The following is a 16,680-nucleotide window of genomic DNA, read 5'->3' as shown; positions in this document are numbered from 1 at the left end:
GCCCGCGCTCAAGGCCGGTTGTTCCGGATCAACGCGCCCGGCGGGCCGCTCGATCCCCCGAACCACGGCTCGACCCGCGCCTGGTTCTGTTCGACCAATACCGAATAGTTGTCCTTGAAGCTGTTCGGGAAAAAGATCATGCCGGGACTGGCAATCCGGTTTCCTCGCACGAGGATGCCGGACAGCGTCGCGCCGGGCATGCCTTGCACCGCCAGACCGCGCGTGACGTTGCGCAACGCCGTGCGCATCACGAACACCGGGTCGCCATCCTCGGCAACGGTATTGTTCAGGCAGTCGATATTGAAGGTCGGCAGATAGGTGTTGTCGCCATAGGGTCCATAGGCTGCGATGGCGATGCCATTGCCGGCGTTCATGTTGTAGTTGTGGTCGATCACGCTGTCGAACACGCCGCCGAAGAACAGCACCGAATTGAGCGCGTGGCCATGCATGTTGCGGAATTCGTTGTGGCTGACGGTAATGCGCAGATAGCCCGTGGTGATGTTGATCACCGAGGAAGAATCGGGCACCACGTCCCACGGCGTGGCCAATTCCATCACGCGCCCCTTGATCGATTTCAGGGGGCGATATTGACCGACGCCGGTACCGGCCACGATCGACATCAGCACGTTTTCCGGATTGCTGGTGCCGACCATGTCCCAGTTCGGATCCCGCGCGAGCGTCACCGTGCTGGCCGAGCTCGCCGCAATCCTGCCGAGATACGCGCCGCCGCCGCCGTCCGTGGTGAAGAACTGGTTGGTCGGCGTGTAGGTCATGTTGCGGAACAGGTTGTAGCCGAGATAAAAGTTCCGCGTGGCATTGGCGGTGGTGCCGCTGATCATCGGCCGGCTGGCACCGATCACCACGCCTTCGTTGATCTCGTCCTGTGCGCCGAACAGATTCTTGGTGACGACCACGTTCTGGCTGTTGGCGATGCCGTAGTCGCCCTTGGTGGCCCGATTGCCGCTGATCAGCACGCCATCGCCGTAGTCGATCGACATGGTCTTGCGGGCGCTCAACGTCGAATTGACGATGCGTAGATCCGGCCCCGATATCTTGATCAGCTGCGCGCTTTGCGCGCCGTTGGTGTAGTCCGCCGAAACATCGAAATTGACGCGCTGGATCAGGATATGGCCGTGTGTGCGCGGATCGCTGCCAAGATCGGTCGCCCGCAGGATCGTCTCGCGATGCGGTGCACGCAGGGTCAGCGAAGCGACGCCGAAATAGCTCTCGCCGGTGATCCACGCTGCGGGCGTGGCCGCCGCGCTGTTTGCCTTGCCCACCAGAAGGGTGGTGTCCTCCGAATCGCCAACCAGGTATTGGTAGCGACGCAGGGCGATCGTCCTCGATATCGCAAATTGCCCGGCAGGCAGCTTGAATACGGTGCGGATGCCGTTGCTGCGATGCTTGTCGAGGCAGGCTTGCAGCGCCGACGCGTTGTCGGTGGCGCCATCGCCGACCAATCCCGGACATGACACCACGGCCGGCGGTTTGGGCGCCGGCTGGATGCGGATCGGTACCGGCAGCGAAGCGGTCAGGTCCTTCTGCGCCGACCCGATCCACACGTGGTACGAGCCGGGCGCCAAGTCTGCCGGCACGTTGGCCACCATCGCGGTGTCGTCGGCATGCTCGACCGTCAACGGGTACAGCCGGTTGTCGGCCGACTGCAGATAGGCCTCCTTGCTGCCATTGATGTTCTTGCCGAACACCCGCAGCTTGCCGCCGGCTTCGGCGCCGCAATTGACCAGCTCATGCGCCGGCGCCTGAAGGCTCGAATCGGAATCGGGCGTACCGAGAATCCACTGGATCTCCGGTCGGTTGACGATCCCTTCCAGCGGCGGCACCGCGCGGTCCTGATCCTCGATGCGATAGGCGTAGGGCCCGTATTTGAGGTTCGCAGGGATGGTGAAGGTCAGCCCGGTCGAACTCATGTTGACGGCGGGCACCGTGATCGCGCTGGAGCGCACCGCGCTGCGCCAGTCGCTGATGCCGGAAGTCAGCGGAGCAAGACGCACGGTCTTGCGGTTTGCCGTGAAGGCGCCGCTCATCAGCACGCTCTGGCCGGGCCGATTCTGCCGCGAGGTCCAGAAGATGGCGTTCTTCGTATAGACCGGATCGCTGTCCGGCCGCATCTGATTGACGTCGACAAACACGGCGCGCTTGCCGCTGCCGGTGTCGCCATTCCTGCCGATCATCGGGTTGGTGCAGCCGCTGAGCGTGCCCACCTCGGCGATCGGCGCGACGGGCGTGCCCGTCGCCGCGGCCGGCGCCGAGGCACCGCCTGCCGCACCCGCCACGGCCGCCGGCAGCCAGCAGCCGAGCACAACGAGCGCGGCCGACAGCAGGCGCTTCCGATGGAAGCGAAAGGCTGGACTCATGCTTACCCCCGGTTCTGACTTGCGACGGGCGGCTGCGGTGGGAGCAGTCGCCAAACTGTTGTATGCGAGTCGGCATTAATGTCGAAAAACCACCGCAGTAACAGTTCGAGACGTCACATAGGGGGAGCGGCTGGCAAGCTGCTCGGCATCAAACAACCAAGAAGGGGATCATATGGACTACAATGCGGTATCACTTGATCCGCGAGATGCCGCCGTGTTGGTCGTCGCCCCCGAGCTAATCAGCGCCGCAATGGCGCTTTCACCACCTCGTGTTTCGATCGCCGAGCTCGACGCGGCGGTGCGGGAAGGACTGCCGAAGTCCGCTCTGCGCGAGATCGTCGACCACGTAGTACGGACGTCGGAGCAGCGCCGGGGCTTGATGTCAAGGATCGTGCCGGAAGCGACTTTCAAACGTCGGAAGGACCGTCTGACACCCGACGAGTCCGAAAAAACCGAACGTCTCGCCCGGATATTCGCCACTGCCAATTTCGTCTGGGATGACGAAGAGGACGCGCGGGAGTTCCTGAATGCGCCTCACCCTCTTTTGGACGGTTGCACGCCACTTGATGTGTCGATGACGGAGCTGGGCGCTCGACGCGTCGAGGAACTGCTTTGGAGACTCTTCTATGGCATCGCCGCGTAATGCTGATCTACCGGATCGCAGACCGCCGCCATGAAGTGTGGAACGGTACCGGCGCCATGCTTGTTGGCGGCCGTTTCAATAGTCCAGGGCGCCCCGTCATCTACGGTGCGCCAAGTTTCGCGGGAGCGATGCTGGAGGTCCTGGTTCACACGCGCACTGGCAAGGTGCCTCGCCAGCATGTCGTGGTGGTTGCGGAGGCGCCCGAAGATATCGCTGCAGAACGCGCCGGACCGAATGACTTGCCGGCGGGCTGGGACAAAATCGACGATCCACGGAAGGCTCGCGAATTCGGCGATCGCTGGCTGACCGAAATGAGGTCGGCGATTTTGCTCGTCCCGTCAGTTGTTGCTGGCCGCGAGTGGAATGCGTTGATCAATCCGATGCATCCGGATGCCGCAACGCTGTCCGTTTCGCCTCCCGAGCCGGTTCGATGGGATGAACGGCTCTTTCGAACCCCGGAAGCCGGCAAGCAGGGCTGACGGTCGTGTCTGGTTCCCGTGCGCGGGGAGCCGCGCACGGACCGAGCGAAATTCACTCCGCCGAAATCTTCGCCCGCTTCACCACCTCGCCGTAGCGCTGCAGCCGGTCGGCCATCATGCGCTCGAAGGCGGCCGGCGCCATGTCTTCCGGCGGGACCACGCCGCGCGAGCGCAGGGCGGCCTGCATGGCCGGATCGCTGGCGGCCTTGCGCACCGCCTGGTAGATCTTCTGCACCACCGGCTGCGGCGTGCCGGCCGGGGCGGCGATGCCGGTCCACGAGCTCAGGTTCAGTTCCGGATGGCCCAGTTCGGCGAGCGTCGGCACGTCGGGCAGCTGCTCGAGCCGCTGCTCCGAGGCCACCGCCAGCGCGCGGACTTTGCCGTCCTTGACGTGCGGCAGCATGATGACCAGGTTGTCGAGGATGAATTGCACCTCGTTGCTCAGCACCGCGGTGATCAGCTGCGAGCCGCCGCGGTAGGGGATGTGGGTGGCAATGGCACCGGTGCTGGCCTTGAACATTTCGACGTTCAGCTGGCCCATGCTGCCGACACCGCCGCTGCCGTAGTCCAGCTTGCCGGGGTTCTTCTTCGAATAGGCGACGAACTCGGCGAACGTGCGCACCGGCAGGCTGGAATGCACGACCAGCGCGTTGGGCTGGCGGCCGAGGATCGCGATGTTCTCGAAATCCTTGATCGGGTCGTAGCCGATGCGCGGCTGCGTCAGCGGATTGGCCAGATGGCTGCTCTGCGACGAGACCACCAGCGTATAGCCGTCGGGCTTGCTGCGGGCCACCACCTGGGTCGCGACCGAGCCGCCCGCGCCGGGACGATTGTCGACGACCACGGGCACACCGAGAATGCGCGACAGCGGCTCCGAGTACTGGCGCGCCATGATGTCGACCGAGCCGCCGGGCGGGAAGGGGACGACCAGCGTAATCGGACGCGAGGGCCAGGTTTCCTGCGCCACGGCGCCAAGCGGCGCGGCGGCGGCAATGGCGGCGGCGCTCAGGCCGAGACCAACGAAACGGCGGCGGGAGAAGGGCAGGTTCTGCATGATCGGGAAGGCAGGATGGGTAACGGATCAGGGCGACGGCGAGAGATGCGGCAGGGCGTGCCGGTCATCGCAGTCCGAGGACGGCAAGCGCCACGGCCTGGGCCCGTGGCACGAAGGTGGAAAGTTCGCAGTATTCGCGCTCGGTGTGGGGATGGCCGCCGACCGGGCCGGTGCCGCACAACGTCGGCGTGCCGACCGAGCTGGTCAGGCCGCTGTCGGCGGCGCCGCCGGTGAATTCCCCCTCGACCGTGAAGCCGACGCGTTCGGCGCTGCGCTGGTAGAGCGAGAGCAGCGCGTCCGGCGTCGTCGCCATCGGCATCGTGCGCCGCATATCGGTGATGCGGCCGCGCGTGCGCGGAATCGATTCGGCTTCGACGATCTCGCGGATGCGGGCGTACAGCGCGTCCATATCGGTATCGGCGGTAAAACGGACATCGAGCTGCGCCTTCGCATGCGGCGCCACCATATTCGGCACGATGCCGCCCTGCACGCAGCCCACGTTGGTGGTGACGCCCGAGGCGGCATCTGTCAGCGCATGCAGTTCCAGAACCTTGCGGGCCAACGCGTCGATCGCGCTGGCGCCATGGGCGTGATTGATGCCCGAATGCGCCGCCACGCCCTCGACCTCGAACTCGACGACCATCGAGCCCTTGCGGCCGGTCACCAGATTGCCGCTGACGCGTCCCGGCTCGGCATTGAAAACCGCGCGCACTTCGCGCGCGACCGCCAGGATCCGCTCGCGCGTGGCCGGCGAACCGATCTCCTCGTCGCACGAGAAGAACAGCCGCACCGGCGGCGCATGACGTCCCAGCCGCGCCAGCGCTTCGGCAACGAATACATTGAGCACCAGGCCGGACTTCATGTCGGCGACGCCGGGACCGTAGGCCCGCCCATCCTCGACGCGGAAGGGCCGTTTGGCCGCCGTGCCCTCGGGATAGACGGTATCCATATGGCCCATCAGCAGGACCGGCAGGCCTTCGCCGGAGCCCGGTACCTGCGCATCGAGGCAGACGCCGTATCCCGGCACCGAATGAAAGCGTACGGCGATGCCGGCGGTCTGCAGATGGGCGCCCAGGGTTTCGGCCACGGCCTGGATGCCGGCCTCATGGCGGCTGCCGCTGTCGATGTCGACGATTCGCTGCAGCAAGTCCTGCATCGCCTGGTTCTGGCCTTGCAGCCAGTCCAGCAGCGCATCCGCGTGCTGGGCAACTTCTCTATCCTGCATGGGGTTCCTGTTCGCGACCGGCGGACGGTTCTCGATGAAAGGCGGCGTGTTCGAGCGCGTGCGAGCGCGTGCGATCGGACGCGCGCACGGCAACACGCAGTATGAAACGTGTATTGCAACGGTGATATCATCATGCAATACGCATTGCATGGTGTCAATATGACAAATGCCCGCAAGGAAACCGCCGGCCATGGCGCCACGCTGCTGGACCGGCTGGCGCGCGAAGCCGCCACGCTGACCGCGCGCGAGCGCGAGCTGGCCGATGCGCTGACGCGCGGCTATCCGCATGTGCTGCTGGATTCCGCAACGGCGCTGGCGGCGCAGCACGGCACCAGCGCCTCGACGGTGGTCAGGCTGTTCGCCAAGCTCGGCTACGCCAGTTATGCCGACGCCCAGCGCGAGGCACGCGCCAGCGTGACGGCAACACTGCCGACCGCCGGACAGCGTGCGCCGGCGCTGATCGGCGGCAAGCGCAGCTTGCGCGCCTGCCTCGACGATGCCTTCATGCACGATCAGCACAATCTGACCGCCACGCACGAATCGCTGGATATCGCCGCGTTCGAGGCGATCGCGCGCCTGCTGGCGTCGGCAAAGGGGCGGCTGTTCATCCTGGCGCAGAAGAACAGCGCGCCGGTCAGCGCCTGGCTGGCCCTGCATCTGAACATGTGCCGGCCCAATGTGCAGGAACTCGGCACCGGTGCCGTGACGCCGACCGACGCGATGCTGTGGGTCGAGCCGGAAGACGTGCTGCTGACTTTCAGCATCCGGCGCTATTCCAGCGCGCCGGTCAGCATCGCCCGCGCCTTCGGGGAGCGGGGCGCCCGCGTCGTCGCCATCTGTGATAGCCCGGCCGCGCCGCTGGTGCCCCTCGCCGATCACCATCTGCTGGTGCGCACCGCCAACGCCTCGCCGTTCGACTCCTATACGGCCGCGTTCTTCCTGTGCAATGCACTGGTGTCCGCCGTCGCGCAATTGCGCCAGCCGGCGGTGATCGAGGCCCTGCAGCGGCGCGATGCGCTGTGGCAGGCGTTCGAGACGGATCCGGTGGAGGGATTGCGAAAGGGGTAGGGCGCGAAGACCCAGCGGCTATCGGCGACCCGCGCCCGACCACCGGTGCCGGGCACCGTGTCGGCATCGACCGATCCAATGTGGACACCTTGGCATGGCTTGGCGTGCGGATTCCGTGCGCCTAAGCTAGTGGTCTGGCTGGCATCCACGGGGAGACAAGCACGATGAACCGGCGTCTGGCAGGGTGGATCGGGGTCGGTATTGCGGCCGTCGCAATGGCCGCCGGCGCGGCGTGGCTGCTGTCCTTGCCGCCGGCGGCGGCTCCCGCCGAGGCGCCGCCGATCGCCGAGCCAGAGCGGGCCGCCACGCTGGCGGCGCTGAAGCCGCCCAGGCGTGCGCGCCCGGTCATCGCGATCGTCGGCATCAACGACGCCACCGAAACCACCGACTATCTGATGCCTTACGGCATCCTGCGCCGCGCCGATATCGGCGAGGTAGCCGCATTGGCGACGCAGCCGGGACCGGTGAAGCTCTTTCCCGCGCTGCAGGTCGAGCCGGATGCGACGATCGCGCAGTTCGACGCGCGGCACCCGCAGGGCGCCGACTACGTGCTGGTGCCGGCGATGAGCCGCGACGACGATCCCGTCGTGCTGCAATGGATTCGCAGCCAGGCGGCCAAGGGTGCGACGGTGATCGGCATCTGCGCCGGCGCGAAGGTGGTCGCGGCAGCCGGCCTGCTCGACGGCAAGCGCGCCACCACGCATTGGTACTACCTGGACGACCTGCTCGAGAAGCATCCGAAGGTGCGTTACGTCCCCGACCGCCGTATCGTCGTCGACGGCCGCGTCGCGACGACGACCGGCATCACCGCGTCGATGCCGATGACGCTGACGCTGATCGAAGCCGTGGCCGGCCGCGACAAGGCGGCGGCAGTTGCGCGCGATCTGGGCCTGCCGCACTGGGATGCGCGCCACGACAGCGACGCCTTCACCTTTACGCGTCCCTTCGCCTTGACGGCGATCGGCAACACGATGGCGTTCTGGAACCGCGAGCGGCTCGGCATCGCGCTGCAGCCGGGGATCGACGAAGTATCGCTGGCGCTGGTAGCCGACGCCTGGTCGCGGACATACCGATCGCATGCCGTTTCCTTTGCCGAACAGGCGGGGCCGGTCGAGACCCGCAATGGCGTTCGCCTGCTGCCCGAGCACATCGGCTCGGATTGGGACCGGCAACGGATCATTCCGCCCATCGCGGAGCCGCAGCCCGCACGGGCACTGGACCAGGCCCTGAACGCGATCGGCAAACGATACGGGACGCGCACCGAGGCATTCGTCGCCATGCAACTCGAATACCCGCGCGCAAGTTCGCTCCCCATTCAGCAAACGGAAGCGGCAAGGAATACGCCGTGATGGCGCCGATTCGATACACAAGCAGGACCGGGACGAAACCGGCTTGCTGAACCCAACGGAGGAGCCACGATGGCAAAGATGATTTTCCTGAACCTGCCGGTCCGCGATCTGACCGCGGCGACGCGATTCTACGAGGCGATCGGCTGTGTCAAGAACGCGCAGTACAGCGACCATCAGACGTCCTCGATGATGTGGTCGGACACCATCACGTTCCATCTGATGACGCACGCCTATTACGGGACGTTCACCAGCAAGCCGATCGCCGACGGGCACCAGACCAGCGCCATGCTGATCGCGCTGACGCTCGACAACCGCGAGGACGTGGATGCCATCGTCGACGCCGCGCAGTCGGCCGGCGGCCGTGCGGACGTTCGGGAGCCGCAGGACATGGGCTTCATGTACCTGCGTACGTTCGAGGACCCGGACGGCAATCTGTTCGAGCCGGTGTGGATGAACCCGGAGGGGATGATGGGCGAACAAGACGGCCAGGAGCAATAGCAAAACCCGCACGCCACCCCGACAGCAGCCTCACAGCAACCAGTCGATCGGCAGCAACGACACCCCCCAGATTGCAAAGCGCTCCAGCCAGGTGGTATTGGGCTCGGTGTCGTGGCGAATCGTCTCGTTGCCGCGCCTCTCCAGCCAGTACAGGCTGCCGCTGTCGGACAGGCGCACCTCGTAGGCGTTCTGCGGGACGCTCGTGCCAAAGGCCGATTCGATTCGCCCGGCCAGCGTGGGACTGTCGATCACGAATCCCAGTTCGGTATTGAGATTGGCCGAGCGCGGATCGAAATTGAACGAGCCGACAAACACGCGCTTCGCATCGACCGCGAACGTCTTGGCATGCAGACTGGCGCCGGAGCTGCCGAACGGCCCGGCGCGCTCCTCGGGCTTTGCAACCGGCGTGGTATCGGCCTTGTCCTCGGACGCTGCGATACCACGCCGCAGTTCGAACAACTGGACGCCGGCCTCGAGCAATGCGCGCCGCCGTTTGACGTAGCCCGAGTGCACCACCTTGACGTCCGTCGCCTCGACCGCATTGGTCAACACGCGTACATGGACGCCCTTGCGCGCAAGGTCGCCAAAGGCCTGGGTCCCCGCCTCGGTGGGAACGAAGTAGGGCGACACCAGGTCGAGTTCGCGAGTCGGCGCACCGATGGTGTCGATCAGCTGATGCACGATCAGCTTGTTCCTGGGGGCCTTGCCCAGTACCTTGGCCGGATCGTCGCTGACGATCCGTGTCGCTGCCCACTCGAACGACAAGCTTGCATCGAGGATCCGGCGATATGCGGGCAAGGCCTGCAGCGCCTTCATGTATGCCATCGCGGCCGGGTCGCGCTCGGCCGTCGCGGCCTCGCGAGCCAGCTGCTCCAGCCGATCCACCGAGACCGGCAGCACGATCCGATCGACGGGATAGGCACTGGCGCTGGCCCAGTAGCGATCGAAATCACGTTCGACGTCGGCCGCAATGGGCCCGACGGCCAGCACATCGAGATCGGAAAACAGCACGCCATCGGTGGCGCCAAAGTATTCGTCGCCAATGTTGCGGCCGCCCACGATGGTCGCCTGTCCATCGACTGTGAACGACTTGTTGTGCATGCGCCGATTCAGGCGACGAAAGTCCGTCAGATAGCCGAGGAATTTCGGCGACCGCACCACGAACGGATTGAACAGCCGCACTTCGATATTGGGATGCGCGTCCAGCGCGGCCAGCGTTTCATCGAGCCCCGAAATGCCGTTGTCGTCCAGCAGCAGGCGTACCCGCACGCCGCGCTCGGCCGCCTCGTTCAGGGCCCGCAGCAGCAGCGTCCCCGTCGTGTCGCGGCGCCAGATGTAGTACTGCACGTCGAGCGTACGCTCGGCCATGCGGGCGCCGTGTACCCGCGCCGCAAAGGCCTCGCGCGGATCGGATAGCGGGTGGATGCCGGACAGGCCAGGCCGCTCGGCCAGCGCCGGTGCCAGCGCGCGGCCCAGCGCGGTCTCGCGCGACTGCTCCGGGGTCAGTGCTTCGGAGCGCGTCCGGTGTTCCAGCGATGGCAGCGCGCATCCGGCAAGCAGCAGCGTTGCCAGGGCGGGCAGGGCGAAGAGGCGTAATTGGGAAAAGGCGCGACGAAACGGCATGAGCATGGACGATGGCGAGAAGGACTGCCGGACGACGTCAGTATTTACCACATCGGTCGGCGGGTTGCTCCGCACTCGGCTCGCCACTGCTCGGCAGCGGTCGCAACGGGTCTCTCTCCCTCGACGACTCAGAACCGGTAATTGACCGTCAGCTCGACCCGCCGTCCCGCTCCCTGCAGCCACTGCGTCGGGTTGTAATACGCCGTGGTGACATAGTGCCTGTCGAAGACATTGAAGCCACGCAACGACAGCGTGGTGTCCTTGCGCGGGCGCCATTGCAGCAGCAGATCGGTGGTGGTGTAAGCCGGCATCTCCAGCGTATTGGCTCTATCGGCGAAACGGCGGCCGACATAGCGGAGCCCGGCGCCGGCTGTCCATGCCGGCAGGAAGCGCCAAGTCAGCCAGGCATTGGCAAGACGTTCCGGCACATCGGTCGGCACGTTGCCATTGCGCGAGACTGCCGTGCCGTTCACCGATTCGGTGAACTGGTCGTAGCGCGCCTGCAGCAGCGCGGCATTGGCGTCCAGTCGCCAGCCCGGCAGAAATTCCACGCCGACGCTGGCCTCGATGCCGCGTGAAGACTGTTCGCCCACCTGTACGCTTTTCGTCGGGTCGGCGGCGTCGCGGGTCACCAGATTCTTCTTGACGATGCGGTACGCCGCAACGGTCCATTCGCCTTTGCCGTTCCAGAAATCCTGCTTGATGCCAGCCTCGATCTGACGGCCGGTGGACAGCTCGAAATTGCTGTTGGACGACGAGAGCATCAGCAGCGCACTGACCGGATCGGCGGCCTCCGAGTACTGCGCATAGATGGCGAGATTCGGTGTCAGGTTGTAGACAGTCCCCGCACGCCAACCGACGTGGGAAAACGTCTTGTCGAAGGCTTGCTGATGATTGACCAGATCGTGGCGCTCGATCCGCGCATGGTCATAACGCAAACCGCCAAGTACGGACCACCGCGGCGTGATCTCCAACCGGTTCTCGGCAAACAAGGCGTACTGCACCGCCTCGTTGCTGTAGCGCGGCGTGGTACCGGCCACATTGATGAAATTGCCGCGATCGAACGCGTAAGGATCGACCACCGTGCTGCCGGAGTAGGGCGAATTATTGGTATGGCGAAACGATGCCCGATTGATATCGAAGCCGACCGACACGCTGTTGTTCATGCCGAATACCGCATGGCGATAGACCGCATCGGTGGTATTGCCGACCTGCCACTGGTCGTGAAGGATTTCGACATAGGACGAACGCTGGATCAGGCCGTTGGCCGGCAGATAGTCGTAGTACTCGGCATTGCGCCAATGGCGTTTGCTGTCGATGTAGTACGCGCGCGAACGAACGGTCAGGTCGGCGCTCGGCGTCCACTTCGCCGACAACTCCGTCCACTGGTCGTCGTACTGGATGCGGCTGTCGCTGACGTTGTAGTTCCGGGTCCGCAACGACGGGTCCTGGCGGCCATTGACCAGCGGCACGCCGAAATAGCGCGCCGGTTGCTGCCAGCCCTTGGCGTAGCTCAGCTTGATGCCGAGTTCGGGCGTCGGGTCCCATTGCAATGCCCCCGACACCGACAGATTGCGCGAATCGGCGAAATCCACCGAGCCGTCCGTGCGATTTCCGCTGACATCGAAGCGATACGACCATCGCTCATCGATGGCGCCGCCGCTGCCAAAGGCGAGCCGCTGGGTGTTTTCCGTGCCGATCGTGGCCTGGATTTCGTTTTCCACCGGCCCGCGTGTTGGCTTCTTTGGCACGACATTGACGACGCCGCCGATCGCGCCCTCGCCATAGATCACTGAAGCCGGTCCGCGCAGCACCTCGATCCGCTCCACCGACCAGGTATCGAAGGGATAGGTCACGCCGATCCCGCCGTATTGGCGTACTCCGTCGTAGAGCCGCATCACCGAGGCCGCGTCGGTAAAGCCGCGAGCCGACAGCGAAGCGCCGCCATTGCCGGGATGGCCGAGGGCGGACAGTCCGGGAGCACGGGTGATGGCATCGACCAGCGAGACGTCGCCACGGGTCTCGATCTGGTCGCGGGCAATCACGTCGACGCTTGCCGGCGTTTGCATCGGCGTCAGGCCGAGATTCGATCCGGTCGACGCCGGTTCATCCAGAGCGGTCTGGCCGCCGGCATGGACAGTGACCGGTTCCAGTTCGTGAATATCATCAGAAGCTGCGGCGGCTTGAGCCGAAAGGCAAACGGCGGCGGCGGCTAGCGCCACCTCGCGTGGAAGGAGTCGGGCCATGAGATGCGGTGGTTTTTTTGCTGCCCGATTCTATTGGCCACGCTCCAAACGGACCATGCGACACCATGCCGCAGGACTCGCACGGCATTTCGTCGCACAGTACGCATCGGCGCGGAAAAACCGCTGCACGCCCTTCGCACGCAAAAGACATAAAGAAATAACGCCTCAACCGCTTCCGCCGATGTCCGTACCGACACCCCCATCGACCACCGCAAGGTCGGCTGCCCATCGCACGCTTTGGCGCTGGCATTTCTATGCCGGCCTGTTTGTGATGCCATTCCTGATCGTCCTGGCGATCACCGGCACCATTTACTGCTTCCAGCCGCAGATCGAGCCCTTGCTGTATCCGCGGCTATTGCGGGTGACGCCGCAAGGCGAGCCGCTTTCCGCGCAGGCGCTGCTGGAGCGCGCAAGGACGGCCGCGCCCGCCGGGGCGGTTGCGACCACCTATTCGATTCGCACCGATCCGCGCGCCAGTTCGGAATTCATCTTTCGCCTGCCCTCCGGCAGCAGCGAAAGCCTCTATCTGAATCCCTACACCGGCCAGATCCTCGGCAGCCTTGGCGTCGAAGACCGGTTCATGAAGCAGGTGCGCCTGCTGCATCGCGCCTTGCTGGCAGGAAAGCCCGGCGAATTGCTGATGGAACTGGCGGGATGCTGGACGCTGGTGATGATCGCCACGGGTCTGGCCATGTGGTGGCCACGGTTGCGCGAGTCCGGCGCTCGCGCGTTCCTGATGAAGCCGGCAAGCGGCCGGCGAGGGCGCTGGAAGGAAATCCATCTGATGCTTGGCGCATCGCTCGCCATCGGCGCGCTCGCGTTCGTCCTGTCCGGTCTGCCGTGGACGGCCATCTGGGGCAAGCAGTTCAAGGCCATCACGACCGCGGCGAATCTGGGGCGGCCCGCAGAAGGCGAGGCAGGGCACATGCACGCACCGGTCCGTCACGACAGTCGTGGAGACCATCGAGGGCACCGCACGACCATGGACTCGCTGCCGCTGAGCGACGTGCCATGGGCGACGGGATTGACGGCCGTCCCAACCGGGGCTGCCCGGCCCACCGCTGATGCGCCGATCGGTCTCGATCGGGCTCTGGCCATCGTCCACTCGCGCGGTGCCGGCCCGGGGTGCCAGGTCGTGCTGCCCGGAACGCCCGATGCGGTCTATTCGGTTTCGTGCTTCCCCGCCGATCCGAAGGCCGAACGGACGCTGCATATCGATCAGCACAGCGGAAACATCGTTCGGGATATCCGCTTTGAGGACTACGGCCCCGTTGCCAAGGCCGTCTCCTACGGCACGTCCCTCCATATGGGCCGTTATTTCGGCCTGGCCAATCAGATCGTATGCGCCGCGATTTCGCTGGGTCTGATGGCGCTGGCGATCACTGGCTTTGTCATGTGGGTCAAGCGCAAACCGGCGAATGCACTGGGCGCGCCGTCCCGCCCGGCAAGCCAGCCGCCGATGCGTGCCTGGATGGCCGGACTGACGGTGCTGGGCATGATCTTTCCGCTGATGGGAATCACGATGCTGCTGGTCTGCATGATCGATTGGCTGGTGGCCAGAAGAACCAGCGAGCCGGCCAGACCGGTGCCGCAGTGATCGGTTGGGGTACTACTCCAACCTGGATGTCGGCGAGCAATGTCACGCGATGAAGCGGGCAGGGTAGTGGTGGAGCGCATTGTCCCCTGGCGGCCACTCGGATAAAGTTCGGCGCGGGCGTGGCAACGCTGATCACAGGCGACATTGCCATGAGCCCTTCGCTTATGGAGAGTCATCGCTATGCAAAAGAACGAAGCCCGGGAAGAGCCGTCCGCATCTGCGCTGATCGACGCGCGCATCGAAGAACTCGGCGATTGGCGCGGCGACATGCTGGCCACCCTCCGGGCCTTGATCAAGGAAGCCGATCCTGAAGCCGTCGAGGAATGGAAATGGCGCGGCGTTCCTGTGTGGTCGCACAACGGGATCATCTGCACCGGCGAGACCTACAAGAACGCCGTGAAGATGACCTTCGCCAAAGGGGCGGCCTTGCCGGATCCGTCGGGTCTCTTCAACGCCAGTCTCGACGGAAATACCAGACGGGCTATCGATTTCCACGAGGGCGACAGGATCAACGAAGCCGCATTGAAGGCGCTGATCCGCGAGGCGGTGGCGCTGAACAGCGCCAAGCCAAAGAAATAAGCCGCTTACTCTGGCAGCCATTTCGCCCGCACGCGCGCGAACTCGCCGGATGCATTGTTCAGGTGCAGCCACTGGTCCACGAAGCGTTTGAAAACCTCGTCACCCTGCGGCAGCAGATAGGCCATCTCCGCATACTGCAGCGGCTTCTGCGGATTGACCGCGCACAGTTCGGGATGCGCCTTGCTTTGCACGATGGCTTCGGCAGCTTCCGTGACAAAGACATCGGCATTCTTCTGGATGACCTCATCGAAGATGGTCACGTTGTCCGAATGGATCTTCAGCTGCGCCCGGCCCAGATGCGTTCGTGCAAAGCGCTCGTTGCTGCCGCCGGGATTGGCAATCACCCGCACGGCCGGCTGATTGATTGCATCGATGGTCTGGTATTTGGCGACGTTTTCACAGCGAGTCAGCGGCGTCTTGCCGTTGATCATGTACGGCGCACTGAAATAGGCCTGCCGCTGGCGTTCCAGCGTGACCGAAATACCGCCGACGGCGATATCGCACTTGCCCGCGACGAAGTCCGGCATCAGGTTCGCCCAACTCGTCTTGACGTATTGCGGCTTGGCTTGCAGTGCGGAGGCCAACGTCTGCATCAGGTCGACATCGAGTCCCTCGAACGTCCCCGGCGCCTTCTCGAAGCTGAACGGCTTGTAGTCGCCGGGCGTGCAGATACGCAGCGTGCCGTTGTCCTTGACGCGGTTCAGCGTCGTATTGGCGGGCTGGGCCAATGCAAAGCAGGGCACGCAGGCGACGGCGAGCACGGCGAGGGCTTTGTGGGTTCGTTTCATCTGGGAATCTCCTGGTTTGTTTTGATGTGAGAGCAGGGCAGTGAATCGCGCGCCCCTGTGCGCGCCTTCGCCCTGAACGCCGATTTCGCATCATTCTAGGTGATGAATGAGCCCCATAAGCGCACACCCGCGTACATCGGATACTGAGCAGTCGGGGCGACCTCCAGCACACGGCTGCGCCGCGGGATGGCGCCACCGGGCGTGTTACTCTTTTCGCCAGCACAAATCCGGTCGCACATGGGCGCCAACGGGCTTCAGAAGGAACGCGATGGACCAATTCAGCCTGTTCGGAGGCGGCGCGGTCGAAGCCTCGATTCCGGGCCTGATCTACCAGCCCGATTTCCTCAGCCCCGACGAGGAAACGTCCATTATCGAGATCGTTCAGTCCTTGCCGCTGCAGGCTGCGCGATACAAGGGCTATCTGGCCCGACGCCGCGTGGTGAGCTTCGGCGGCAGCTACGACTTCGACAGCAACGAATTGCTGCCCGCGCAGGCGCTGGATGCGCGGCTTCTGCCGCTGCGCGAGCGCGTGGCACAGTGGGCCGGCATGTCGCCCGAGCGCCTGGCGCATGTACTTGTGGCGGAGTACGCCCCGGGCACACCGCTGGGCTGGCACCGCGACGTGCCTGACTTCGAGCGGATCTTCGGTGTATCGCTCGGTGGCGCCGCGCGACTGCGCTTTCGTCCTTATCCCTACAGCTCGTCTCTGCGGCGGCACATTGTGGCCCTCGACGCGCAACCCAGGTCGATCTACCGGATCGAGGGCGACGCCCGATGGCAATGGCAGCACAGCGTCGAGCCGACCAAGGAAATGCGCTGGTCCATCACGTTCCGCGAACGCCGCGGCGCGCCGCGCGAACGCTGAGGATTGCATGGGCGCTGCCACATGCCGCCGAGACAGGTCCGACAGCGGACATTTCTATTTATCCCATCTACGACATTAGAAAAAACGGCCAACACCTGCGTTGCCGATAATGTTTGTTATGTTAAACATCAGATTAGATCGGCTAACAAGGCTGGGCGTGTGAGCGTTAATTTGCATAAATTTGTTACCCGTTTTTGCATAAATTTGTTACCCGCCCCTAGGCGCTTACCTTTCGGAGGCTGGCAGTTTCGATGACGGCACAGCCGGCGACTATGCCGGGAGCGCCGTGTG

General features: G+C 64.7%; 14 protein-coding genes. 8 read left to right on the top strand and 6 right to left on the bottom strand.

Features of this window, described 5'->3' with window-relative positions; all coding sequences use genetic code 11:
• Window positions 1-8: 8 nt before the first annotated feature.
• Window positions 9-2,375 carry a glycosyl hydrolase family 28-related protein gene (locus J5T34_RS07970; RefSeq protein WP_208579270.1) on the bottom strand — a complete coding sequence of 789 codons (2,367 nt, stop codon included), beginning with the start codon at window positions 2,373-2,375 and terminating at the stop codon, window positions 9-11.
• A gap of 214 nt (window positions 2,376-2,589) precedes the next feature.
• On the opposite strand from J5T34_RS07970, the gene J5T34_RS07965 reads away from it, so the two are divergent.
• Both J5T34_RS07965 and J5T34_RS07960 read left to right on the top strand, forming a co-directional pair.
• On the top strand, window positions 2,590-3,018 hold the full coding sequence (locus J5T34_RS07965; RefSeq protein WP_208579356.1) for an antitoxin Xre/MbcA/ParS toxin-binding domain-containing protein: 429 nt from the start codon (window positions 2,590-2,592) through the stop codon (window positions 3,016-3,018).
• A complete protein-coding gene (locus tag J5T34_RS07960) occupies window positions 3,018-3,497 on the top strand; it encodes an RES family NAD+ phosphorylase (RefSeq protein ID WP_208579269.1) in 480 nt (159 codons plus the stop codon). Before J5T34_RS07965 ends, J5T34_RS07960 begins: the two co-directional genes overlap by 1 nt.
• Window positions 3,498-3,549: 52 nt before the next feature.
• Here J5T34_RS07960 and J5T34_RS07955 read toward each other — a convergent pair whose 3' ends face one another.
• Entirely contained in the window at window positions 3,550-4,551 is a 1,002-nt protein-coding gene (locus tag J5T34_RS07955) for a Bug family tripartite tricarboxylate transporter substrate binding protein (RefSeq protein WP_208579268.1), read from the bottom strand.
• A 64-nt stretch (window positions 4,552-4,615) separates the two neighbouring features.
• Entirely contained in the window at window positions 4,616-5,776 is a 1,161-nt protein-coding gene (locus J5T34_RS07950; protein WP_208579267.1) for a M20 family metallopeptidase, read from the bottom strand.
• Between the two features lie 159 nt (window positions 5,777-5,935).
• Between J5T34_RS07950 and J5T34_RS07945 the strand changes: the two genes are divergently transcribed.
• From J5T34_RS07945 to J5T34_RS07935, 3 genes are all read left to right on the top strand, one after another.
• Complete coding sequence (locus J5T34_RS07945; RefSeq protein WP_208579266.1) at window positions 5,936-6,844, top strand: MurR/RpiR family transcriptional regulator; 909 nt, start codon at window positions 5,936-5,938, stop codon at window positions 6,842-6,844.
• Between the two features lie 164 nt (window positions 6,845-7,008).
• Entirely contained in the window at window positions 7,009-8,193 is a 1,185-nt protein-coding gene (locus tag J5T34_RS07940; protein WP_208579265.1) for a DJ-1/PfpI family protein, read from the top strand.
• Between the two features lie 69 nt (window positions 8,194-8,262).
• Complete coding sequence (locus tag J5T34_RS07935) at window positions 8,263-8,691, top strand: VOC family protein (RefSeq protein ID WP_208579264.1); 429 nt, start codon at window positions 8,263-8,265, stop codon at window positions 8,689-8,691.
• A gap of 30 nt (window positions 8,692-8,721) precedes the next feature.
• Here J5T34_RS07935 and J5T34_RS07930 read toward each other — a convergent pair whose 3' ends face one another.
• The gene (locus J5T34_RS07930) at window positions 8,722-10,314 is read right to left on the bottom strand and encodes a phospholipase D family protein (protein ID WP_244258762.1); all 1,593 of its coding nucleotides are present in this window, start codon (window positions 10,312-10,314) and stop codon (window positions 8,722-8,724) included.
• Between the two features lie 128 nt (window positions 10,315-10,442).
• Complete coding sequence (locus J5T34_RS07925) at window positions 10,443-12,560, bottom strand: TonB-dependent receptor (protein WP_432207638.1); 2,118 nt, start codon at window positions 12,558-12,560, stop codon at window positions 10,443-10,445.
• Between the two features lie 271 nt (window positions 12,561-12,831).
• On the opposite strand from J5T34_RS07925, the gene J5T34_RS07920 reads away from it, so the two are divergent.
• Complete coding sequence (locus J5T34_RS07920) at window positions 12,832-14,157, top strand: PepSY-associated TM helix domain-containing protein (protein ID WP_244258760.1); 1,326 nt, start codon at window positions 12,832-12,834, stop codon at window positions 14,155-14,157.
• A 180-nt stretch (window positions 14,158-14,337) separates the two neighbouring features.
• Window positions 14,338-14,736, top strand: coding sequence for a DUF1801 domain-containing protein (locus J5T34_RS07915; RefSeq protein WP_208579263.1), 399 nt, complete (start codon window positions 14,338-14,340; stop codon window positions 14,734-14,736).
• Between the two features lie 5 nt (window positions 14,737-14,741).
• Here the strand turns inward: J5T34_RS07915 and J5T34_RS07910 are convergent, their stop codons facing one another.
• Entirely contained in the window at window positions 14,742-15,524 is a 783-nt protein-coding gene (locus tag J5T34_RS07910) for a transporter substrate-binding domain-containing protein (protein ID WP_208579262.1), read from the bottom strand.
• Between the two features lie 268 nt (window positions 15,525-15,792).
• Here J5T34_RS07910 and J5T34_RS07905 point away from each other — a divergent pair, with 268 nt between their 5' ends.
• A complete protein-coding gene (locus J5T34_RS07905) occupies window positions 15,793-16,389 on the top strand; it encodes an alpha-ketoglutarate-dependent dioxygenase AlkB (RefSeq protein ID WP_244258759.1) in 597 nt (198 codons plus the stop codon).
• The last annotated feature ends 291 nt before the right edge of the window (window positions 16,390-16,680 follow it).

The organism is Cupriavidus gilardii (genome assembly GCF_017598945.1).
Taxonomy (GTDB): Bacteria; Pseudomonadota; Gammaproteobacteria; order Burkholderiales; family Burkholderiaceae; genus Cupriavidus; species Cupriavidus gilardii_E.
The sequence above is the reverse complement of the archived record's forward strand: the minus strand, read 5'-3'. Positions and strand labels throughout refer to the sequence as shown.